Here is a 20,907-nt window from a genome sequence, read left to right as displayed (position 1 = left end):
CCATCCGCTGGGCGTCCTCGGCCGGCGTCGACACCCTGACCACGGGAGCGGCTGCATCGGAACGGAAATCGTTGCAACCGTTGCGTGCGAGCTGATCGTCCTCGTCGCCCGCGGCTTCCCGATCGTCGTCAGGACCGGGGTCGCTCGCCGGGTCCTGCTCGTCGGGATCTGGTTGATCGGCACGCAGGTGGGCCAGCCGGAGCTGGTACACGACAGGGGCGGCCGGGAGGTCGTCGCGCCGCCGGCTGCCCGGGCGGTAGCCGCGCCGTTGCCGGCGCCGGACCGCCAGCAGGGCCGCGCTGACCGCCGCGGCCAACCCCAGGCCTGCGAACAACGCGGGGTCCCAGACGAGCAGCGGCGCGCCGTGAGGGCGCCGCTCCTGCGGGCGCTCGGGACTCGCCGGAGCCCCCGTGGACGGTTCGACCGGCCGCGGTTGCAGCGATTCGGGGATCGGCGCCGTGGTCGAGGTCGGCGGTGGGACGTCGACGACCGCCGGTGGCCGCAGCTCGGGTACCTCGCCGACCTCACCGGGCGGCAGTGCGAGTTCCTCGCCCGGATAGATCAGGCTGGGGCGAGTGAGGGTGCCGCCTCCGGGTTGGGGTTTGCCGCGGTTGATCTCGTATATCTCCGGCCAGCGGGCGCCGCTGCCCAGCGTGCGGTCGGCGATCCGCCACAGGGAATCGTGGACGCCGGTGACGGGGTCCGGCTCGCGGACGATCACGGAGGTCGCGGACTCCGTGTCGCCGGGGCTGCGCGCCGTCCCGGGCCGGTCCGGTACGGCGAAGGCGACCGGCAGGAGCGGAACGGCTTCCGCCCGGGCGGGGCCGGCCGTTGCTGCAACCGGCCAGGCGACCGCGGCGGAGCGGGTGTCGCGCGGGGTCAACCGGTTGCCGACGATCGACAGGGCGACGGCGCCGACGAGCACGGTGGCCAGGGCGTGCGTGGGCGAGAGGCGGAAGCGGCCCGGCGCCCGGAGCTGCTCGACACCCCGCGCCAGCAGGACGGCGGTACAGCGGGCCACGTCAACGGTGAACGCCGCCCAGGCCAGCCAGCACGCGCACGCGAGGACGTCGAGGAGCAGCCCGCTGCTCAGCGGGCCGAACAGGTGCAGTTCCAGCTCGGTGGCGGTGGGAAGCCGCTCGGGCAGCGGCCATCCGACGTGGCGGGCCAGTGCCCACGGGACCCCGCCGACCAGGGTGGCGAGCAGCGCTGCGGCCACCGATCCGCGCACGACGTGTCCGGCGCGGCGCGTCCGGGGCCGGCGTTCCAGTCGTGCCGGGCGGCGGTTCATCGTCTGCTCCTCTCGTCGTGGCGGGTGCGGGATGCGGCTCGGTGCCGTGGGCCGGGCAGTCACGGGTCGGCGGCACCCACCCCGCCCTGCGGTACGGCCCTGGCGTCCCCGCTGACAGTCAGCTCCGTGATCCCGGCCAGTCCGAGCAGGCGCGGGACGTGGGTGGCGGAGACCCGGACGACCACCCCGCCGTCGCGCACCGCGACCTCGCCCTCGGCGCCCGCGGCATCGAGCTGGGAGCGGGCGGCGGCGACCGCGAGATCCGGGACGAGGACGAGCCGCCCGGTGGCGCGGTAGGTGTCGAGGTCGACGGCCTGCGCGCCGGCCCGTGCGGCGGACTCGGCCTGCCCGACGGCGCGGACCTTCGCCGCGAGCGCCAGACCACCGTCGAGCGCGAGACCCGCCAGCGCGAGGATCGCGGTCATCAGCACCACGACGAAGGCGGTGACGCGACCACCGTCCGCTCGCCACCAGTCCGTGCCGCCTGCCCGGGGTTGCGGCCGGCCGCCGACCGGCTTCACGACACGACCGATCGGAAGGCGTCGACGGGCTCGGTAGCGGTCGCGGTGACCTCGACGCGCCCGGCCATGCCGAGCAGGAGGCCGCCGGTGAGGTCGACCGAGCAGGACACGGTGACGCTGACAGTGCCACCGGCTCGGAAGCCCGAGCTGTCGGTCACTACGGAGACCTCGGCGCAGCTCGGGCCGGCGGATCCGAGCGCTACGACGGCGAGGTCGTCGGCCGCCCGCTCGGCGACCGCCGCGCTCCGTTCGATGCTGGCCGCGCGGGCGGCCTGGTGCGCGGCGGAATCCAGGCGCAGCCGGGCGTCGACGACCCGGTGGGCGACCACGGCGACGAGGACCATCAGCATGACGAGGACCGGCGTGAGCAGCGTCAGCTCGGTCGCGGCCGAGCCACGCCCGGCCCGCCACCACCGCGTCCACGCGGTCCCGGCCGAAGTCATGCGACCGGCCGTTCTTCGGGGGTGAAGCGTTCGACCGGCCCGACGGCGACGGCCCGGACCGGGAGGACGAGGAACGGCACGACCGAGGTGACGGTGCCGCTCACGGTGACGGTCACCGACTCTGCGTCGCGCGTGGTCTCGACGAGCGGGTCGGCCAGCGGCCCGCCGGCGAGCTGGGCGAGGAGTTCGCTGGCCTCCCGCGTCCCGTCCGCACCGGTGCCCGCAACCGTGCGGGCGGCCCCGAGGCCCTGCGCGGCGGCGGCCTGGGCGACGTGCGACGCGTGCGACCAGAGCGCGAACTGCACGATCAGCATCAACATGAGCAGGAGCAGTGGCGTTGCCACCGCCAGCTCCGCGGTGGCCGAGCCCCGGTCGTCCCGCAGGGCGTCCCGGAGCCGCTGCGGCAGCCCGCGCCCCCGGAACGCCGCGGCGGTGGTCATCCGCCGACCAGGCTGATCCCGTTGGCCGCCTCGGTGACCTTGGCGACGATGATCGCGATGACGATCAGGGCCGCGACGACGAGCAGCCCGGTGACCACCACCGTCTCGGTCGAGTACCCGGCGTCGGGTTCCCGCCGCACGGCTTCCCAGCGACCGCGCAGGTCGGCGAGCAGCACGTCCCACCAGCGATCGGCCGGTGGTCCCGGACTCCGGTCCGGTGTCTCGTTCATGGTCGTCCTCCTGTCGTGGGTTCCGGCCCGCGTTCAGAGCCCGTCAAGGATCTGGCCGATTGCCGGGTAGGTGATGAAGGTCAGGAAGCCGAGGAACAGCAGCATCACCGGCAGCGACATGCGCTCGGTCGCCGACTGCGCCCGGGCCTCGGCGTCGGTGATCTGGTGCGCCCGCAGCGAACCCGCCCGCGCGGCGAGGCTGGCCCGGACCCTGGCGCCCTCGGTCCCGGCGAGGCTCACCGAGCCCGCCAGCTCGGCGAGCTCGTCGACGCCGATCTCCTCGCCCAGTCGTCGCAACGCGGTCCACGCGGTCACCCGGGTCAGGTGCGCGGCCGACAGCGCGCCGGCCAGCCGGTCGAAGGCCCAGCCCTGCCCGACCGTCACCGAGACGGTGAGCGCGCTGTCGACGCCTGCGCCGCCCGCGAGGGTGATCCACACGAGGTCGAGGTACGCGGACAGGGCGTGCCGGAAGTCCGCGCGCATCTCCTCGGCCCGGCCGCGGGCCCGCAGGTCCGGCCAGACGAACCCGGCCGCGGCGAGCAACACGCCTCCGGCCACTGGCAGCTCGACACCGAACGGGACGCCCGCCACCGCGAGTACCAGCTGCACGATCGTCGGGGCCACGAACCCGGCCAGAGCCAGGAGGGCCTTGTGCGCAAGGTGCTCGGCCACGGGGGTGCCGGTGACGCGCAGGTCCGCCGCCGCGCGTGGCCCGGGCAGGCCGGCCCGGCGTTGCACCGCGACCAGCGGGCCGGTGAGGCGGGCGAGGCGACCTCCTGGCGACCCGATGTCCTCCGGTACCGCCGGGGCGTCCAGGGTGTGGGCCAACAGCTGACCCAGCGTCGGCCGCGGCGGGCGGGCCCAGACCGCGAGCGCCCACAGACCGGCGCCGAAGCCCGCGCCCAGCAGGACCGCCCACAGCGTCGCGGGGGCCAGCCCCGTCGGGCTCAGGACCGGGCCCGTTGCCAGGCCGGTCATGATCCGGTCCCGCCGTCCGACCCGCGCCCGCCGGCAGCGCCGGACCGGACGGGATCGCGCGATGTCGCACCGGCGGGGTCGTCGTCGCGGTCCGAGATCAGTCTGCCCGCCTCCGGGACGATCGCGATCGTGCGGAGCCAGCCGAACCCGGCCGCGAAGAGCACGCCGACCCCGAGCAGGACGGCCTGACCGGTCACCGAGTCGTAAGCGGCCAGGTAGGGCCGGTTGAGCAGCACGACGGCCACCGCGAACGCCGTCGTCGTGCCCACGACGACCCGCACCGACGTGCGGGACCGGGCCCGCCCGGCCTCCACCCGCATCCGCATCGACGCCCGCTCCCGCGCGGTCGCCGCGAGCGCCCCGAGGAGGTCGGTGAGCTGGCGGGCCTGCTGCTCGGCGGCGATCACCAGCGCCGCGACGACGAGGTCGGCCGTCGGGTCGGCGAGGTCCCGGGCGAGCAGACGCAACGCCGGCACGAGACGCACGCCGCGGTCCAGGCGCGCCGCCAGCGCGGCGACCTCCTCGCGCACCGGCGCGGGCGCGAGCGGGGCCGTCGCGAGGATCGCCTGTTCCAGCCCGGCCGCCGCCGACAGGGTGTCGCGGATCATCTCCGTCCAGGTGGCGACGGCCTCGATGCGGGCGACCCGCCGCCCGTGCCCGACGTCGGGCCCGAGCACCCGCGGCAGGAACCAGCACCCCGCGGCGACGAGCACCGCCCCGATGACCCACCCGGTGGCCGCCGCCGTGACGACCGCGGCGAGCGCCGTGCCGCCCGTCCGCACGACCACCTCGCGGCGGTTCCACCCGCGGTCACGCAGCCAACCGGTGAGGTCGAGCGTGACGGGAGGGCCGGGAGCCCGCCGGAGGAGGCCGAGGTGCACCAGGAACAGGCCGAGCCCGACCCCGCCGCCGAGCAGGGCGATCATCGCGGCCCGGCCCGGGTTCGCAGCAGCACCGGCGACCGGCAGCATCACGAGCAGCGCCGAGGAGGTCACGACGGCCACCCCGTTCTGGCCCGGGCCAGCAGCGCCGGATCGAATCCGGTGTCGACCAGGTCGTCGAGCGTGTCGGAACGGATGGCCCCGGCCACCGGACGGGCCCGCCGCCCGGCGTCCGGACGGAAGACCTCGTTGGACACGACCTGCGGGCCGTCCGCGCCGACCACCTCCCGGATCGACGAGACGACCCGCGTGCCCCCCGAGGCGCGGGCGAGGTGGACGACGAAGTGCACCGCTCCGGCGACGAGCAGGTTGGTCGCCTCCAGCGGCAGCCGTTCCGGGCCCTGCGCGGCGTACGAGGCGAGGCGGGTGAACGCGATCGTCGAGCTGGAGGCGTGCAGCGTGGCCATGCTGCCGTCGTTGCCCTGGCTCATCGCGTTGCACATGGGGATGACCTCGGGCCCGCGGATCTCCCCGACGATGACCCGGTCCGGCGACATCCGGAGCGCCCACCGCACCAGGTCGGCCTGGCTCACCGCCCCCTCGCCCTCGATGTTGGCCTCGCGGGCCTGGAACGCGGTCACGTCCGCGTGGACCGCCGGGTCGGTGTCCAGGCCGAGCTCGAAGGCGTCCTCGATGGTCACGATCCGCTCCATCAGGTCCATCTCCGCCGCGAGCGCCCGCAGCAGGGTGGTCTTGCCCTCTCCGGTGCCGCCCGCGATGACCAGGTTCTTCCTCGCCTGCACGCATGCGCGCAGGAACCGCACGAGGATCTCGTCGACGGTGCCCCGCCCGCGCAGCTCGTCGAGGGTGACCCGGGGGAAGCGGTGGCGGCGGATCGACAGCGACGTGACCCCGCCCGCGGTCACCCCCATCACCGCGAACAGGCGCTCCCCACCGGGGAGCTGCAGGTTGACCGACGGGCTGCCGTGGTCGAACCGCCGCTCCTGGCTCGACGCGCGGGCCGCGAGCAGCCGGACGAGTTCGGTCAGCTCGTCGTTGGACCGCGCGATCGGGCCGACGCGCTTGCGCAGCCCGTCGGCGTACTGGACGAAGACGCGGTCGAACCGGTTGGCGTTGATCGTCTCGATCCGCTGGTCGTCGAGCAGCGGCTGCAGCCCGGCCATCCCGAACAGCTCGTCGACCACCTCGGCCACCACGCGGCGCTCGCTCGCAGGCGGGACGAGCGGCCGGTTGGCGGTCAGCTCGCGCTCCGCGAAGGCGTTCACCGCGCCGTCGACGATCTCGCGGGCGAGGGCCCGGTGTCCCTCCGGCGTGGTGCGGGCCCCGGTGCGCCGCCGCTGCTCCTCCACCCGGCCCGGGAGCTGGTCGGCCAGGACCGAGCGGACGTGCTCGCGCAGCCGTCGCTCCGCCGTCCCGTCCGGCCCCGTGGCGCCGTCGCCCAGCCGCACCAGCTCGCCCCGCGGCTCGCCACGGTCGCGCAGCGGCACCACGGTGCCGGGCTCCGCATGATCAGTGCGCCACCCCTGCGCCGGCCCGCGGGACTCGCCGTTGCTCGTCATGACGCCCTCCCCGCGACGTCCGGACCGTTCGACCCGTTGGCGCTCCGCGCCGTCCGGCGTCGACCCGCCCGGTCCGAGCGCCGGCCGGCCGACGGATCGGGACCCCGCGGCGCGAGCAGTTCCGCGATCTCCCGGGCGCTCTGGCCCAGCAGGGACCGGCCGGGCCCGCTGTGGTGCCAGCGCAGCGTGCTGCGCCGCCCGGACAGAACCGCCGCGCCCCGCGGGTCGAACGGGACCCGGGCCAGCGGGGCGACGCCCAGCTCGCGGGCCACCGCGGCGATCGAGTGGCCGCGGTGCGCGTCACGATCCGCGAGGAGCAGGACCGGACGCCGCGACCAGGCCCCGATCTCCGGTACCCGGCGCGCGAGGTGGGCGAGGTCGTCGGCGTGTGCGCCGGACAGCAGGACCAGCACGTCCGCAGAGCGCAGCAGCGGCATCGCGGGCGACTCCGGCTCGACCCGCCCGCAGTCGGCCACCAGCACCGCGCCCGGGTGCTCGGCGGCGGCGAGCAGCGGGCCCGGGGCGAGCCGGCCCGCGGGTTCCGGGGACGCGAGCACCGCGAGGGCACCGCGGGCGCGCCCGGCGTCCGGCGGTGACGCGACCACGGGCACGTCGCCGGGCAGCACCTGCGCGTGCCGCCACAGGAGTTGCGCGTTCTCGACACGCGAGCCGAGCGGTGTCACCCCGCCGCGGGTGGCGGCCGCCAGGCTGAACAGACCGGGCGACTGCGCCAGTCCGAACCGCATGGCGACGTCTCCCCCGGCCGGGTCGGCCTCCACCACGACCACCCCGGCCGGGTCGGGCCAGCACGCCGCAAGCGCGACGCACAACGTCGTCACCCCGGGTGATCCCTTCACGCTCGCCACCGCGACCAGCACCGCACTCACCCGCCCACCGCGACGAGGACGACGGCCAGACGGCCCGGCGGCACGGCCGCGACCTCGCGGGCCGGTGCCTCCGCGAGCTGCACCGACACGACGGTGAGCTGGCCGGTGTCCGACGGCTCGACGCTCGTCACCACCCCCGACCACGCCCTCGGAACCGCTCGATCGGCCCCGTCCGCCGGGGCCGCGACCACCGAGACGCGGTCGCCCGGTGCCGCTTCCAGCGGCAGCCGGCCCGCGTCGAGCGCGACCGCCACGACCGCCTGGCCTGCCGGCGGAGCAGCGGCTCCGCCGAACGACTCCGGTGTCAGCAGCACGCCCGCGGGCACGGAGTACGCGAGAGGACGGCCGATCAGCGATGGTGCCGAGCCGGCGTCGACAGCGCGGACGTCGGAGTCCGCGGGCAGGACGACCTGCCGGACGTCGGCCGCCGTCAGGACCTCCCCGACGGTCACCGCCCGCGCGGTGGCGAGGACCGGCCGGGTGCCGCCGAGCTGCAGCGTCAGGGCGAGCGCGCCGACCGCGCAGGCCAGCACGAGCAGGATCCCGAGCAGCAGGTGCGGCACGCTGCGCCGCCCGATCGGCGCGGCGGTGCGCGATGCCGGGTCCCAGGGATCGGCCGGGGAGTCGACGGGGTGCACGGCACCGGGCGTGTCGATGCGGCGTGCTCGTGCGGGAAAGGTCGTTCGCATCTCCTCGGACCTCCTGTCCGGTCGTGACAAGGCGCGCCGGATCGCCGCACCGCCCGTGGTTCCGGCGCGCCGTGTCGTCGCGATATGGCTACTGCTGTCGCTCGCCGTACTGCCCCCGCCGGGGTTCAACCGCCCCCGGTGACCAGGGCCTGGGACTCCGCGACGCGGAACCCCGCCTCGCTGGTGGTGGTCAGCCCGGGGAATGTGCCGCCATCCCCCGCTCCGGACCACGTGACCGTCCAGCTCACGGTGACCGCCACCGCGAACGTCTCGCCGGGCCTGCCCGCCGACGAGGCCCCGTAGGTGTGCCCGCAGTCCGGCGACGGCGATGCCGGGTCCGTCCCCGGGGCGTACGGCGTTCCCGGGCCCCGGCACACCACCTCGCTGCCGTCGCCCATCGACCAGGTCGCCGACTCCGGGACCGCCCGCGCCGTCACCGACACCCCCGGCACCGAGGCCGTCGCCTCGACCGGCGCCCAGTCGCCGTCCAGCCACAACCAGGTCGGCAGGTTCACCAGCTGGTCGCCCACCGGGCTCGCCGCCACCGCCGGATCGGGCAGGCGCAGGCGGTCCCTGGCCTGCTCGGCCAGGTCGGCCGCCGATGGCCTCTCCGCGCCCGGGACCTGCTCGCCGTCCGGGATCCACACCGGCGCGCGGTAGAGCGAGTCGCGGAACCCGTCTCCCGGGCACCGCCACAGGTACCAAGCGCCGTCCTCGCCGGGCTCGGGCTGCCGCTCGCGCCGGGTGGCGGCCGGCACGACGACCACGGCCGCCGGCCCCCGCGGCGGCGTGCCGAAGGACGCGGGCACCAGCCCGCCGCCGGGCGGCCGGAAGTCGCTGATCACGTACGAGCAGCGCACGCCGTCGACGGGCTGCGCCGCTTCGTCCGCACCACCGCTGCGCGGACCTGGGTCGTCGGGAAGCGTCAGGTCGGCGTCTGGCGCCGGGGCCCCGCCGGAACCCGCGCCGAGGTCGCACGCCGGTGACGGTGTCTCCGAGCACGACACCGAACCCCAGCCGTCGCCCGATGGTGGCGGCTCCGGCGCGGGCTGGGCGAGGGCGCCGGCCACCGCGACCAGCGCGGCGAACGCCGCCGGACCCGTCAGCATGACCCGAGTTCCTGGACGCCGTAGTCGGACACCTTCCACGAACCGTCCGACTGGCGCTCGACCAGGGCGTTGATCAGCCGCCGCCCACCGGAACCGTCGGTGGCTCGCGTGCCGTCGTCCTCCCGGTACTTGAGCCAGTTCGTCGAGTCGCCGCAGTCGGCCACGATCACGCGGACCGGCGCGCCGGACGGTTCGACCGACGACACCTCCGGGGACAGGACCGGCGCGCCGCGGGTCACCAGGCCGTTCGCGCTGTCCGCGTAGAGACCGCGCGAGAGGTTCGTCAGCGCCTGCCCCGTCGCGTGGCGCCCCAGGCTCGTCGACTGCCAGTCCGACGTCGTCCCGGCGGCGACGAAGTCGTCCCACATCCCCCGGTACGCGGCGAGCGCCTCCTGCCCGGCCAGGTCGTCGGCCGACGGCGCGGGCGACGCCTGCGCCGAGGGTGTGTCCGGCATCGGGGGTGGGCTCGGGGAGGGCGACGTGCCCACCGAGCACCCGGCCGTCAGGGCCAGCACCGAGGCCACCAGGACGGAGCTGAACCTGCCGGACATCGAACACCTCCCCTCTTCGGCTTCGGGCCCTGATCATCGGACGACACGGAACACATGTACACCCGCCACCAGCACGGACGCCGAAGTGCGCGAGTACGGACTTCCTGGTCCGTATGGCGATCGCACCGAAATTCACCCTTCCGGGCTACGAGTCATCAGCCAAACGCGGTCCGCGCAATCACCTTCCGGGTGCATGCTCGACCTAGCGGTTGGGCCATGCGGCTCGTCCTGCTCGCACCGGACCCGGAACGGAGGGACGAGGGGCCGATGCTCGGCGAGAGCACATCGACGTCCGGATCGGACAGCAGGCCGACGACGCCCCTGCGGCGCATCTGGCTCGTGTTGACCGCGATCCTCGCGGGTAGTTCGGCCTGCGCAGTCGTGGTGGACGGAGTCGGGACGGCCGCGCCGGGCCCGACGCCGGAAGCCGCGCTGCCAGCGGCCACGCCGCAGCCGACGACCGCAGCTCCGGCCCCGACCGGTGACAGCCCTGGTGAGCTGAGCGCCCCCTTCGACGTCTGCGAAACGATCACGTGGGCGGACTTCCCCGCCACTGTCCGCCCCGCGGATCCGCGCCGGGAGCCGGTTCCCATGGAGCTCGACGAGGACGACGGGATCGCCGCGGGCTGCCGGTACGACAACTCCAAGGCGGTGGAGATCGAGATCTGCATCCCGCCGCCCTGCCAGGATGCATCCCCACCGGAGCTCGGCGACCTGTTCCTCGTCAACATCCCGTGGAGGACGGCCGCGCTCAACCCGGACAGCCAGGCTGCGGAGAGCTACTCCGTCCGCATCGAGGGGATAAGGGGTGTCGTCCTCCCCGGCCGGAACACCGCCAACGGCAGGGACGACCCGCAGTGCGCCGTGGGCGTGGATCTGTCGAGCGGGGCCGGGATCGTCGCTGGGCGGGTCGCTCGCCGCAGCCGCCATCCCGCGTCTCCTCACGAAACGAGACGCACCGCCACACCGCGCCTTGATCGGCGCCTGCGCCGGCACGACCGGACTCGCAGCCGGGGTCCTCGCACTGCGGTTCACCGGGATCGAGCTACTGGCCTTCGGCCTCCTCGCCGGCGCCGGAGTCGTCGCAGCCGCGATCGACGTCGTCGAGCGGCGGCTTCCCCGGCGGCTCGTCGTTCCGGGCCTCGGCGTGCTGGGCGGCCTGCTCACCGTCGAGGCCGCCGGTACCGGACGCTGGGAGAACCTCCTCACCGCTCTCACTGCCGCCGCGACCGTCGGGCTGGCCTACCTCCTTGTCGCGCTCGCGTCGAACGGCGGCCTCGGTTCGGGGGACGTCACGTTCGGCGCCCTGCTCGGCATGGCGATGGGCTGGCAGGGATGGGCCACGGTCGTGACCGGCACCGCGGTCGCGTGGCTCGGAGCCGCCGCCCTCCTCCTCGTCCTTCGCTGTGTCGGACGGCGCCCCCGCGCGATACCCATGGGTCCGTTCCTGCTCGGCGGCGCCCTCGCCGCGCTGCTCTCCGGCTGATCGACCCGGCCCGTTAAGGACGCATTCGGACACCGCCGCTGTCCGGGCCCGCACTCTGGATCTTCGCCGTACCGCCGGGCTGACTGGCATCCGGACCGGCCACACGCGTGCCGGCCGAGGGGATGGGAGTGGCGTCGTGAGCGAACGGTACGAGATCCAGGGCCGGGTCGTCGAGTGGCGCGGAGGGGTGGTCCTGCGGGACGAGGCGCGACGCGACGCGCGGGACTCGCTCGATGCCGCGAAGCAGGTCGCAGCGAAGTACCTGGCCGACGGCCTGGTGACGTGGATCTTCCTCGTCCGGTGGGAGCCGGGCCGGACCACGCCGACCTACACGTTGGTGAGTCGCAGCAGGCCGTCGAGCCTCGCACCCTCGTGCCGGATCGCGACGGCCCGCGCGACCGTCGGTTCTCGGCGGGCGGCGTGAGGCTGATCGGTGGCGCTGCCACCGGCGGAGAGGGGCGATCGGCCGCCGAAGTCGGACCTCGATTCCGGGGAAGCTGCGCGTGTCGTTCCCCGCGGCGCTGTCGCTTCGTGGGCGGGACCCCGGTGACCCCGCCGGCCGCCCGCACGGTCACGACTTCACCGTGGAGCTGCTCTTCGAGAGTACGACGCTGGTCCACCCGGGCGTCGTCGTCAACGACGACATGCGCACGGAGATCCAGGAGCACGTCGCGGGCCGCCTCGCCTACCGCGACCTGGACCGGCTCTTCGACCGGCCACCGACGTGCGAGGCCATCGCGGAGCACCTCGCGACCTGGCACCGCCGATCGGCTCGACCTGCCGGGCACGCACAGCTGGTCGCGGTGACCGTGCGGACCGGAGCGGGCGACCACGGCGAGATCCACCTGACCGCATCGGCCGGGAACTCGACATGAACGACTATGCCGGCGCCGGCTGGCAGCGCTACGCCGAGCGCCTCGTCGACGGCCTGGTTCGCCGCGGCGCCCTGCAGGACGACCGATGGCGCGACGCGGTGCTCGCCGTGCCACGGCACCACTTCGCGCCCACCTACTACACGCCTTCCGGTCGGGGCGGGCGCTGGGAACGGCACAACCCCCGGGACGGAGCCCGAGGCGGCCGACCGGCTGCACTGGGTGTACTCCGACGCATCCCTCACCGTCGCCCTGTCCGAGCTGGACGTGTGGGGCGACCGGCACCCGGTCGCGACCTCCCCGCCGCCCGAACTGATCGTGCGCAGCCTTCAGGCGCTCGACGTTCGGGACGGTGACCGGTTGCTGCAGCTCGGCGTCGGCTGCGGCTACACGACGGCACTCGCCGCGCACCGGCTCGGCCCGGGGCGGGTCGTCGGCGTGGAGATCGATCCTGACCTGCTCCGGTCCGCGGCCCGCCGGTTGGAGGAGCGAGACCTGCTCGTGACGTTGCGACCGGGTGACGGCAGCACGCCCGTCCCGCTCTCCGTGGACGGCGCACCGTTCGACGGCGTGCTCGTCGGCTACGAGTCCGACGACGTGCCCGCCGTCTGGGTGCACCACGTCCGGCCGGGCGGCCGTCTCCTGGCCCGCGTCACCGGGGGGCTGGGCGGCGGCAGGCACGTCCTGTTCGAGCGCCCGACCAACGATCCAGCAGCGGGGTCCGCGGACCCGCCGCTGGTGGGACACTTCCTCGACTGGACCGGCCCTCTCCCGGCACGGCGGGTCGCGGCGATCCGTCGCGCCGTCCGGCGACCGGCCGCGCCGACCGGCGGGCTCGTGGCTTCGAGCAGCACCCCGGTCGCCCCGACCCTGCTGGCGGACGACATGACCCCACTGGTCCTTCTCGCGCAGCTGCACCTACCACGCGGGACGACCCGCGCCGTCCGCTCCACGGGCACGGGCACCGCCACCTACCTCCAGTCGCCCGACGGCTCGTGGGCCGAGATCGCGCACGCTCCCGACCGGCGTGGCCGACACGACGTCCGGGAGGAGGGCCCGACCCGCCTGGTGCGCGCGCTCGACGAGGCCGCGGCCGTGTTCGACGACCTGGACCGCCCCGACTGGACAGACTTCGGCGTGACCGCCACCGCGTCGGGCAGCCACGTGTGGCACCGCAACCCCGGGACGGGGCCGCGCTGGCCCCTGGGGCCGACCTGGGCCGCGAACGCGACCGTCTGACCGCGCCTGCCCGCCCGGCACGAACCCGTCCGCCCGCAATCCGCGGAACCGGCCACCACCTCGTGATCTGTCGCGTACGGTGTCGTCGCCGATGTGCAGCGTGACGGGCGGCGGGAGGCGGGCGAGGGGTGGCGAACCGGATGCGGGCGCTCGATCCCCAGGCGTCCCCGGCTGCGCTCTTCGGGGCCGAGCTGCGCGCCCTGCGGCAGCGGCGCGGCGTGTCGCTGGCCGCGGTGGGACGGCTGGTCCACGTCAGCGGTGACCTCGTTGGCAAGATCGAGAAGGCTGACCGGCGGCCCCAGGCGGACCTCGTCACGCGGCTCGACCGGGCGTTGGAGGCCGGCGGCGCTCTCGTGCGCCTCGGCCGCGACGCCGCCGGAGAGGACAGCGCCGGCGGCGCGGACCTGCCGGCGACGGTCGCCGTTCCGGTTCTCTCCCCGGACGACGCCGCGACCCGGCTGCGCCTCGTGATCGACGCCGTCCGCAGCGGCGACCACGCCATGAGCGACCGGGGAGACCCGGGAACGCTCGTGGCCCATGCTCGCGCCGCGGAGAAGGTCCTGCCGCGTGTCGGGCCCGACGAGCGGGCGCGGCTGCACGCCTCGATCGCCGAGGCCCACCAGCTCGCGGGATGGATGAGTTTCGACCACGGCCACTCCCGGCGCGCCGAGCACCTCCTGGGCACCGCCCGCAGCTGGGCCGAGCACGCTGCCGACCCCGCCCTCGCCGCCTTCGTCCTGGGGCCGAGCCTGTCGTTCGTCGCCACCTACGGCGGCGACCCGCCCTCGGGGTCGAGCGGGCCTACGGCGCGATCGGCTGGGCCCGGCGCAGCGGCAACCACCGGCTCGCCGGCTTCGCCATGGCCATCGGCGCGCGGGCCCACGCCCGCCTCGGCGAGACCGGCCTGTGCCTCGACCTGCTCGACCAGGCCGCCACGGAGCTGGCACGGCACGACCCGGACGGCCACGACCCCGCCGCCCACCCGTGGCTGTCGGTGTTCGACCGGGCCGCGCTCGACGGGCACCGGGGCAGCTGCCTGCTCGACCTGGACCGGCCCGGCCTCGCGCTGCAACCGCTGGCCGAGCAAGAGCACAACGCCCCGCACCGGTTCGTCCGCAACCGCGTGATCTGGCAGCTCGACCGCATCGACGCGCTGCTGCGCCTCGGCGAGATCGACAACGCCTGCGCCGACCTGCACGCGGCGACGGCCGCCACCACCGCGATGTCGCCGCGAGTGCTGCGCCGGTTCCGCGCGGTCGGACTCCGCCTGGACGCGCTGCCCCGCACGGCGACGACGGCCGACGCGATCGACCGGCTCCGGGCCCTCAGCGCGGCGTGCGCGTGAACGGGTAGGTCGCCCACTCCAGCGCCGCGACCTCCCCCGCCACATCGCGGCGGACGGTGAGCCGCTCCCCGGTGAAACGGCCGGCCACCGCGCGGAACAGGTCGCGGTCGAGCTGCTCGAACCGCGTCTCGGTCGCGACGGGGCGGCCGACGAGCAGCGCGTGCAGCCCGTCGGCCCGCCAGGTGAACACGGTCTCCGCGGCCTCCGACCACCAGCGGCCCAGCACCCCGTCCACCGCGGACGGCACCTCGTCGAGCGGGACCCACGTCGCCACGCCGGTTACCGGCTCGACGCCCGTCCGGCCGTCGACGACGTCGTCCACCAGCTCGGCGGCCAGCGCGCCGACAGCCGCGCCCCGGGTCGCGTTGGACAGCGCCACCGCCACCGATCGCGTGGTCCGGTCGAACGACAGTGCCGCCAGGAAGCCCGGCATCGCACCCGTGTGCCCGGCCAGAACCCGGTCACCGCGGCGCTCGAGGATCAGTCCCAGCCCCCACCCCGACGTCCAGCCCGTCCGGTCGACCATCACCTCGAGGGTGTGCATCGCCTCGACGACTGCCGGGCTGACCACCTCGGATGCGCCGCCGGCCAGGGCGTCACCCCACACCAGCAGGTCCGCTGCGGTCGACCAGAGCTGCCCGCCCACCCCGACCGCACCCTGGTCCATGTCCGGCTCGCGGTGCACCACGTCGGCATACGGGTCGACGCGGTACCCGCTCGCGGCACCGTCGGGCCGCTTCCACCCGGTCGCGGTCAGTCCGAGCGGCGCGATGAGGCGCCGGTCGATCAGCGCCGGGCAGGACTCGCCGGTGACCGCCTCGACGACCAACCCCAGCAGCGCGTAGCCCAGATTGGAGTAGTGCCACCGGACACCCGGCCGGTCCACCAGCTCCGCCCGCCCCAGCGACCGCCGCAGGGCGAACGCGTCCGAGCCCCGCATCGACTCCCACATGTCCCCCGGCGCCTCCCGCTGGACACCACCCCGGTGCGCCAGCAGCGCCCGCAACGGTACCTCCCCGAACGGCGTCCCCGACAGGTGGGTGCTCAACAGGTCGTCGAGTGCGAGCGTGCCGTCCTCGACGAGGCCGAGCACCGCCGCGGCGGTGAACGTCTTGGTGATCGACCCGATCCGGTAGGGCACCCGACCGGAAGCGGCGATCCCGAGCGCGACGTCCGCCGTGCCCGCCGCCCCGACACCCAAAACCTCACCGCGACGCGCTGCGCCCAGCACGACGGACGGCACATGGTCCCCGCTCTGCGCGATGGCCGCCTTCACGTCGAGCCGGCCACCTCCGACCACCTCGTCGATGCCCATACGCACACCTCCACGCGATTGCACCCCAGCGCGCTCCTCGGTTCGGGTGTCCTGCGACTTCAGCAGCCGCATTCTCCCAGCTCAGGGGAACTTTTCGCTGTTACGACACACTCAATCCGAGATCACGGTGAATACCGGAGGCTGGCCGAAGCGTTCCATGGGGTCGATGCCCAGCGAACCGGCCAACTGCATGATGAGCAGGGGGTGCGCGCCACGGTCGTGCAGCGCGACGACGTCGCCCTCGATCACGGCGGTCAGATCGGCGAGGGGGACGCCCGCACGGTCCGCAGCGTCGTGGGGGGCCCGCCGTGCCTCTTCCCGGAAGTCGGCGTCGGCGACGGCCCTGCGGAGCAGCCCGTCGAGGACGATGTTCACGGCTGGTCCCGCGGGAACAACCGCGCGAGCGCGATCCCCGTGGCCCAGTCGGGCACGGACTCGTAGGCGAGGACGTGGGCCAGGCTCCGCTGCGCCGCCATGACCGTGATCCAGTTGCGGATCTCGGGAGCGCCGTTCCCGGCTTCGGCAACGACATCGGCGGTCTTCATCGCCACGAGGCTGTCGAGGTCCCCGGCCTGGACGAGACCGAGGAAGCGCCGGTCGAAGTCGGTGTTGACGGCACCCATCTTCGGGGTGGCGACCCAGTGCGACAGGCCGCCGGTGCCCAGCAGCACGACGCGTTCGGCGCTCGGCCGCCGGTGGACGACGTCCCGGACGAGCTCGCCGAGCTCCGCGGAACGCCACAGCGGCGGAAGCGGCTCGGTGCTGGAGTTCTGGAAGACCGGCACCACCGGGATGTCCATCTGCGGCCGGATCAACGTCAACGGGGCCATGAACGCGTGGTCGATCCGGGGGTTGGCGGAGAAGGCGAGGTCGAAGCCCGCCTCCAGGCCGTCCTCGAGCAGCTGCGCGGCGAACCCGCCGGCGAGGGGCAGCCGGGCGGCCGCCACCCCACCGTCGCCCCAGCCGGTACAGGCGTCTCCGATGCCCACGCAGATCTGGGGGAAGGCGTCGTAGCCGAACGAGTTGAGGTGCTCGCTCCCGACCACCACGATGAGATCGGGCGCCAGGCGGGCGATCTCGTCGCGGAGCCGACCGAAGGCCTGGTGCACCCGGAGCTGGGCCGGGTCCTCCGGCCGGTACTTCCGGATCATCATGGCCGTGTGCGAGACGCCGTATCCCGCGACGAGGACCCCCATCAGCGGGTTCCGTCCGGTTGACCGGCCCGGCCCGACACCGAGCGCAGGAACCCGCCGACGACGTCGAGGAACTCGTCCGGTTTCTCGAACTGCGGCCAGTGCCCGGCGTCCTCCATCAGGTACCAGGCCGCCCCGGGGATGATCTCTGCCGCCTTCCTCCCGACCTCCCACGGCATCGTGGGGTTCTGCCGGGTCCAGAGGACCAGCGTCGGGCTCGAGATCTGCCGCAGCAGGTCGGCCGTGAGCACCTCCTGGGGCCGCGGGGCAGCGGTGAACGCGTCCACGAGCCGGGCGGCGACCGCGGCGAAGTCGGCCTGGGTCTGGATCCGGAACCGGGTCTCGACCAGCTCGTCGGTCACGACGGCCGGGTCGTGCACCAGCCATTCGAGCCGGGTCCGCACCTTCTCCCGGGTCGGCTCGTCCAGCGCCCGCCGCGTGGCGTCACCGACCTTCCGGCCGACCCGGGCCGTGAGGTCGGCACCGTCCTCGGTCAGCTCCAGACCGGCACCGGTGACGCTGACGAACGAGGCGACCCGGTCGGGATGGTGCACGGCGAGCCAGGCGGCCACCCACCCGCCCAGGGACTGGCCGACCAGGTGGGCGCGGCGGGCGCCGATCGCATCGAGGAACCCGAGCACGTGATCCGCGAGCACCTGGATCGAGTAGTCGATGGCCGGCTTGGCGGTGAAACCGTGCCCGAGCATGTCCAGGGAGTGCACCCGGAAGTCCTGTGCCAGCGGCCCCACGTTGCGCACCCACGTCTCGGCGTGCCCGCTGATGCCGTGCAGCAGCACCACCGGCTCGCCGGTTCCGGCCTCGATGCTGCGCGTGCGGTGACCGTTCGCGTCCCGGAACCGGACCTCGGCGCCGAGCAGGTCCAGCCAGAACGAGCGCGTCACCACCCCCGGGGCGTCCTCGACGGTCATGGGTTCCCTTCCCTTCACGTGGATCTCGGACGGCGCTATCAGCTCACTGGTTGCTGCCGCCGGCCCAGTTCTCCTGAGAGCCGAGGTTGGCCAGCGCCGCTGTGTACAGCGCCCCCTGCGCGTCGAAGGGCAGGTGGGGCACCCCGGACCGCTCGTACGTGGGCATCGCGGCCTCGAGTCGCCTATACATCTCCTCCATGTCCGCCGGCAGCTCGTGGTCGAGCCACGCGGCGTAGTCGCCGAAACCGTGGTCGTAGTTCCACTCCGGCACGTAGTAGAGCCGCCCGGCCGCCCCGCGGGCGTCCTGGGCCGAGAGGAACAGGGTGATCGGCAGCAGGTGCTCGGAGATCGCCGGCCGCATGAAGTAGACGACCCCCATGTCGTTGAACGCGCGGGCGGTGGTGTCGAACCACGACGCCCGGGTGTGTCCGGGCATGATCGCGTTGACCGCGACCCCGTCGCCGCGCACCTCCTCGGCGAGGTAGAACGTCAGCGCGGTGACGGCCGCCTTGGTGGCCTGGTAGGGCATCTCGACCGTCCACGGTCGCAGCCCGTGGTACCCGCCTCCGGCGGCGACGGGCAGGACGCCGCTGCTCACGACGTTGATGATGCTGCCGCGCTTCTTCTCCTGCATGGGCTTGATGAACCGGCGGATGACCTTGAGCGTGCCGAAGACGTTGACGCCGAACATCGCCTCCCAGTCCTGGTCGGTCGTGTCCAGGGTGTTGCGGTGACCGGTCGGCGCGAAGAGCGTCTCCGAGACAAGGGCCGCGTTGTTCACCAGGACGTCGACGGTTCCGAACCGGTCCGTGACCGCCTCGTAGGCGGCGTCGAGCTGCGCGTCGTCGGTGATGTCCACCTCGACGGCCAGTCCCTGCTCGGCGTCCAGCTGCTTGCGGAAGTCCTCGGCGCCGTCCCAGGTCCGGTCAGCGGCGACGACCCGCGCGCCGGCGCGGATCAGCCCCTCGCACAGGGACCGGCCGATGCCGCGGGCGCCGCCGGTGACCACGACGACCCGTCCGTCGAGATCGCCGCGCCACTCGCGGAGGCTGCGCTCCACCATCTGCTTCTGCCGGGCCGTGACGGACGCTGTGTCCGGCCTGTCCGCACCGGAAGGCTCGTCGACCGACATCTCGCGCTCCTCGCTGTCCAGGGGTCCGCGCCGAGCACGAGCGGCCCGTCGACGACGGATCTGCCCGCTCGGGCGCTGAGGAGCGCAACGCTATGGCGCGCCCGTATCTGCGTCCATAGAATAGTTCGAATACAAGCTATTCAACTGGAGTATCAATGGAGCTGCGCCAGCTGCGCTATTTCGTCGAGGTCGTCCGCGTGGGGTCCTTCCTCGGCGCCGCCGAGCGCCTGGAGGTGGCCCAGCCCTCGCTGTGGCGCCAGGTCAAGGCACTGGAGGCCGAGCTGGGCGTGGCGCTGTTCGAGCGCTCCGGCCGCGGCGTGGTGATCACCAGCGCAGGGTCCCAGCTGCTTCCGCGAGCCGAGCAGCTGCTCGCCCAGGCCGAGGGGATCCGAACCCTGAGCACCGAGCTGGCGCGTGGCCGCGCCGGCGTGGTGACGATCGCCTGCGCGCATCCGCACGTGTCGCACTTCCTCGCACCGGTGATCGGCCGGCTGCACCGCGCCCACCCGCTCATCCACGTCGCGCTGCACGAGTCGTCCGGACTGCCGCCGGTGGAGCAGGTACTCACCGGCGACGTCGACTTCGTCACCGCACTTCCCCGCAGCGACGAGAGGCTGGCGGGGCACCGACTGGGGGACGCCCGCGTCGTCGTGATCACCCACGAGGATCACCCGTGGCGGGACCGCCGCGAGGTTCCCGTCTCGGACCTGGCGGGCGTGCCGGTGCTCACCGGTGGACCCGACAGCCTGACCCGCCGCCTCCTCGAACCGGCGCTGCGTGAGGGCGGCCTCGTCCTCGACGTCGCGCTCGAGTCGGGCAACACCACCACGCTGGTGGCGATGGCCCGCGCGGGGCTGGGGGTCGCCGTCCTCGCCGACGACAACCTGACCGGGACCGAGGAGGCCGCCGGCTGGCCGGTGCTGGTCGACGAGCGCTATCCGATGACCGCCCCCATCTGGATCTACTGGGCTCGCCACCGACAGTTGGCTCCGCCGGTGCGAGCCTTCGCCCGCGAGGTCACCGGCGGCCATTGATTCACAGGCGGCATTACTTCAATCCGAATTATGCAATAGACACCATGGTGACCGCCGCCATAGCGTCCTGCCCCACGTCACAGGACGGGTGCCCAGGGCTCTCAACGGAGGAAAACCATGACGGATGTCGATGAGCTGCGAGACATCGTCGACTGGCAGAACGGTCTCGTCGCGCCCGCGGTCCACTTCGACGAGGACCTGTACCGGATCGAGGCGGACCGCGTCTTCAACCGGGCCTGGTTGGTCGTGGGCCACGAGGACATGGTCCGCAAGCCCGGGGACTACGTCACGAACTACATGGGCGAGGTGCCCGTCATCGTGGTCCGGGACGCCGGCGGGCAGATCCGGGTGCTGGTGAACCGATGCTCGCACCGCGGCAACCAGGTCTGCCTCTTCGACCGCGGCAACGTGAAGGGCTTCACGTGCTCGTACCACGGCTGGAGCTACGGCCTGGACGGGGCCCTGACCGGCGCGCCGATGGAGCAGATGCTCTACCGGGGGGAGCTGGACAAGTCGGCCTGGGGGCTGGAGGAGGTCGCGAAGGTCGCGAACTTCAAGGGTCTCCTCCTCGCATCGTTCGACCCGGCGGCTCCCGCGCTGGAGGAGTGGCTCGGCGAGGACGTGCGCTGGTGGCTGGAGAACTTCGTGCTCGCCGGGCCCCTCGGGGGCCTGGAGGCGCTGCCGGGGTGGCACCGGTACCGGTCGCCGGGCAACTGGAAGCTCATCTCCGAGAACTTCATCGGCGACGACTACCACGTGTTC

The 20,907-nt window shown here is 74.1% G+C and carries 23 protein-coding genes and 1 pseudogene; 8 read left to right on the top strand and 16 right to left on the bottom strand.

The genetic code is table 11. From position 1 onward, the window contains the following. Nucleotides 1-1,350 precede the first annotated feature (1,350 nt). From Q1K26_RS21315 to Q1K26_RS21265, 11 genes are all read right to left on the bottom strand, one after another. A complete protein-coding gene (locus Q1K26_RS21315; RefSeq protein ID WP_363320514.1) occupies nucleotides 1,351-1,812 on the bottom strand; it encodes a pilus assembly protein TadG-related protein in 462 nt (153 codons plus the stop codon). Further along, a complete protein-coding gene (locus tag Q1K26_RS21310; RefSeq protein WP_300015862.1) occupies nucleotides 1,809-2,255 on the bottom strand; it encodes a TadE/TadG family type IV pilus assembly protein in 447 nt (148 codons plus the stop codon). The genes Q1K26_RS21315 and Q1K26_RS21310 overlap by 4 nt, the downstream gene beginning before the upstream one ends. Beyond that, on the bottom strand, nucleotides 2,252-2,695 hold the full coding sequence (locus tag Q1K26_RS21305) for a TadE/TadG family type IV pilus assembly protein (protein ID WP_300015859.1): 444 nt from the start codon (nucleotides 2,693-2,695) through the stop codon (nucleotides 2,252-2,254). The genes Q1K26_RS21310 and Q1K26_RS21305 overlap by 4 nt, the downstream gene beginning before the upstream one ends. Then, the gene (locus Q1K26_RS21300; RefSeq protein ID WP_300015856.1) at nucleotides 2,692-2,925 is read right to left on the bottom strand and encodes a hypothetical protein; all 234 of its coding nucleotides are present in this window, start codon (nucleotides 2,923-2,925) and stop codon (nucleotides 2,692-2,694) included. Before Q1K26_RS21300 ends, Q1K26_RS21305 begins: the two co-directional genes overlap by 4 nt. Nucleotides 2,926-2,958: 33 nt before the next feature. Next, a complete protein-coding gene (locus Q1K26_RS21295; RefSeq protein WP_300015853.1) occupies nucleotides 2,959-3,903 on the bottom strand; it encodes a type II secretion system F family protein in 945 nt (314 codons plus the stop codon). Beyond that, the gene (locus tag Q1K26_RS21290) at nucleotides 3,900-4,898 is read right to left on the bottom strand and encodes a type II secretion system F family protein (protein WP_363320513.1); all 999 of its coding nucleotides are present in this window, start codon (nucleotides 4,896-4,898) and stop codon (nucleotides 3,900-3,902) included. Before Q1K26_RS21290 ends, Q1K26_RS21295 begins: the two co-directional genes overlap by 4 nt. Continuing rightward, nucleotides 4,895-6,364 (bottom strand): ATPase, T2SS/T4P/T4SS family, encoded by a 1,470-nt coding sequence (locus Q1K26_RS21285; protein ID WP_300015850.1) that lies wholly within the window; start codon nucleotides 6,362-6,364, stop codon nucleotides 4,895-4,897. Before Q1K26_RS21285 ends, Q1K26_RS21290 begins: the two co-directional genes overlap by 4 nt. Continuing rightward, nucleotides 6,361-7,251, bottom strand: a complete 891-nt coding sequence (locus Q1K26_RS21280; protein WP_300015847.1) for a chromosome partitioning protein — start codon at nucleotides 7,249-7,251, stop codon at nucleotides 6,361-6,363. The genes Q1K26_RS21285 and Q1K26_RS21280 overlap by 4 nt, the downstream gene beginning before the upstream one ends. Further along, complete coding sequence (locus tag Q1K26_RS21275; protein WP_300015844.1) at nucleotides 7,248-7,940, bottom strand: hypothetical protein; 693 nt, start codon at nucleotides 7,938-7,940, stop codon at nucleotides 7,248-7,250. Before Q1K26_RS21275 ends, Q1K26_RS21280 begins: the two co-directional genes overlap by 4 nt. Nucleotides 7,941-8,065: 125 nt before the next feature. After that, nucleotides 8,066-9,049: a hypothetical protein gene (locus Q1K26_RS21270; protein WP_300015841.1), complete on the bottom strand. Its 984-nt coding sequence runs from the start codon at nucleotides 9,047-9,049 to the stop codon at nucleotides 8,066-8,068. Further along, entirely contained in the window at nucleotides 9,043-9,600 is a 558-nt protein-coding gene (locus Q1K26_RS21265; RefSeq protein ID WP_300015838.1) for a hypothetical protein, read from the bottom strand. Before Q1K26_RS21265 ends, Q1K26_RS21270 begins: the two co-directional genes overlap by 7 nt. A 973-nt stretch (nucleotides 9,601-10,573) precedes the next feature. Between Q1K26_RS21265 and Q1K26_RS21260 the strand changes: the two genes are divergently transcribed. From Q1K26_RS21260 to Q1K26_RS21240, 6 genes and pseudogenes are all read left to right on the top strand, one after another. Then, on the top strand, nucleotides 10,574-11,086 hold the full coding sequence (locus Q1K26_RS21260; RefSeq protein WP_300015835.1) for a prepilin peptidase: 513 nt from the start codon (nucleotides 10,574-10,576) through the stop codon (nucleotides 11,084-11,086). A gap of 136 nt (nucleotides 11,087-11,222) precedes the next feature. Beyond that, complete coding sequence (locus Q1K26_RS21255) at nucleotides 11,223-11,510, top strand: hypothetical protein (RefSeq protein ID WP_300015832.1); 288 nt, start codon at nucleotides 11,223-11,225, stop codon at nucleotides 11,508-11,510. A 79-nt stretch (nucleotides 11,511-11,589) separates the two neighbouring features. Then, on the top strand, nucleotides 11,590-11,961 hold the full coding sequence (locus tag Q1K26_RS21250; protein ID WP_300015829.1) for a 6-carboxytetrahydropterin synthase: 372 nt from the start codon (nucleotides 11,590-11,592) through the stop codon (nucleotides 11,959-11,961). A gap of 219 nt (nucleotides 11,962-12,180) precedes the next feature. Continuing rightward, entirely contained in the window at nucleotides 12,181-13,197 is a 1,017-nt protein-coding gene (locus Q1K26_RS21245) for a methyltransferase domain-containing protein (protein ID WP_300015826.1), read from the top strand. Nucleotides 13,198-13,337: 140 nt separating this feature from the next. Next, a pseudogene (locus Q1K26_RS28855) lies at nucleotides 13,338-13,544 on the top strand (helix-turn-helix transcriptional regulator); the annotation flags it as partial. A gap of 512 nt (nucleotides 13,545-14,056) precedes the next feature. Next, the gene (locus tag Q1K26_RS21240) at nucleotides 14,057-14,542 is read left to right on the top strand and encodes a hypothetical protein (RefSeq protein WP_300015823.1); all 486 of its coding nucleotides are present in this window, start codon (nucleotides 14,057-14,059) and stop codon (nucleotides 14,540-14,542) included. On the opposite strand, the gene Q1K26_RS21235 is transcribed toward Q1K26_RS21240, so the two are convergent. From Q1K26_RS21235 to Q1K26_RS21215, 5 genes are all read right to left on the bottom strand, one after another. Next, nucleotides 14,523-15,857 (bottom strand): serine hydrolase domain-containing protein, encoded by a 1,335-nt coding sequence (locus Q1K26_RS21235; protein WP_300015820.1) that lies wholly within the window; start codon nucleotides 15,855-15,857, stop codon nucleotides 14,523-14,525. The two genes, Q1K26_RS21240 and Q1K26_RS21235, sit on opposite strands and share 20 nt — an antisense overlap. A 111-nt stretch (nucleotides 15,858-15,968) precedes the next feature. After that, complete coding sequence (locus Q1K26_RS21230) at nucleotides 15,969-16,232, bottom strand: hypothetical protein (RefSeq protein ID WP_300015817.1); 264 nt, start codon at nucleotides 16,230-16,232, stop codon at nucleotides 15,969-15,971. Beyond that, nucleotides 16,229-17,053, bottom strand: a complete 825-nt coding sequence (locus tag Q1K26_RS21225; protein ID WP_300015814.1) for a hypothetical protein — start codon at nucleotides 17,051-17,053, stop codon at nucleotides 16,229-16,231. The genes Q1K26_RS21230 and Q1K26_RS21225 overlap by 4 nt, the downstream gene beginning before the upstream one ends. Next, nucleotides 17,053-17,979, bottom strand: a complete 927-nt coding sequence (locus Q1K26_RS21220; RefSeq protein ID WP_300015811.1) for an alpha/beta fold hydrolase — start codon at nucleotides 17,977-17,979, stop codon at nucleotides 17,053-17,055. The genes Q1K26_RS21225 and Q1K26_RS21220 overlap by 1 nt, the downstream gene beginning before the upstream one ends. 43 nt (nucleotides 17,980-18,022) lie before the next feature. Next, nucleotides 18,023-19,111, bottom strand: a complete 1,089-nt coding sequence (locus Q1K26_RS21215; RefSeq protein ID WP_300015808.1) for an SDR family oxidoreductase — start codon at nucleotides 19,109-19,111, stop codon at nucleotides 18,023-18,025. 155 nt (nucleotides 19,112-19,266) lie between these two features. On the opposite strand from Q1K26_RS21215, the gene Q1K26_RS21210 reads away from it, so the two are divergent. Together Q1K26_RS21210 and Q1K26_RS21205 are read left to right on the top strand one after the other, a co-directional pair. After that, a complete protein-coding gene (locus tag Q1K26_RS21210) occupies nucleotides 19,267-20,145 on the top strand; it encodes a LysR family transcriptional regulator (protein WP_300015805.1) in 879 nt (292 codons plus the stop codon). A gap of 117 nt (nucleotides 20,146-20,262) precedes the next feature. Beyond that, nucleotides 20,263-20,907, top strand: a 645-nt coding sequence (locus Q1K26_RS21205) for a Rieske 2Fe-2S domain-containing protein (protein WP_300015802.1), incomplete at its 3' end; no start/stop codon positions are given.

It is taken from the genome of Pseudonocardia sp., assembly GCF_029263155.1.
GTDB lineage: Bacteria > Actinomycetota > Actinomycetes > Mycobacteriales > Pseudonocardiaceae > Pseudonocardia.
The sequence above is the reverse complement of the archived record's forward strand: the minus strand, read 5'-3'. Positions and strand labels throughout refer to the sequence as shown.